The 633-nt window shown below is 44.7% G+C and carries 1 protein-coding gene; it reads right to left on the bottom strand.

The annotated features are described in order from the left end of the window. The coding region (locus tag A3762_RS27895) for a hypothetical protein (RefSeq protein ID WP_197469454.1) at positions 1-633 on the bottom strand (633 nt) is incomplete at both ends.

The following is a 633-nucleotide window of genomic DNA, read 5'->3' as shown; positions in this document are numbered from 1 at the left end:
AAATCGCTTGGTGAATTAGGTTGGCTCTCTGATACGCTTCTTCCGCTCAAACTCCACTCTTTTAATTGTGCTGTAACCTGAACTGGCTTTCGAGCTGTGTCGAGCGTATTGGTATCCATTGCAATGCCAAATTCAATAACGTCATAGTCTCCTGTGATAACATCTTCACTCACTGTTTCCGGAGTTCTTAAACCATGAAGCTCCCAAGAGAAATAACGTAGTTTTTCAGCAATATCACCACGTTCAAATTCTTGAGTGGCGCTGTCCTGAGTGACGTCATAAATGCTTGCAAAGCCATAACCTGCACCGGTGAGCCAAGTAGGGCTATCACCGTAATCAACCGGCGGCTCAAAGTCTAGCTCCGTTAAAATAGTATTAGGCTCTTGTTCATTGACGCGATAGAGTTTGTAGTACACAGGGTTGTAGTCGTAACCATATAACAGACTGCCCCCAGTGTTGCGTTCGGTCACGATTTGAGCAATTGCACGGTCATTCAAAAAGAAACCTTGTGTGCTTAAATGTGTCCCGTTAACGAGCGTACTTTCATTCTGGTCTGAAGAAGTTAAAAAGCTATAGCGATTCTCCGGACGGCTCGGTTCTGTAGTAGCGGTGACATTCGTTGTTTTGAAGCGA

It is taken from the genome of Oleiphilus sp. HI0125, from assembly GCF_001635355.1.
Note: the sequence above shows the minus strand (reverse complement) of the source record. Positions and strands in the feature narration are given on the sequence as shown.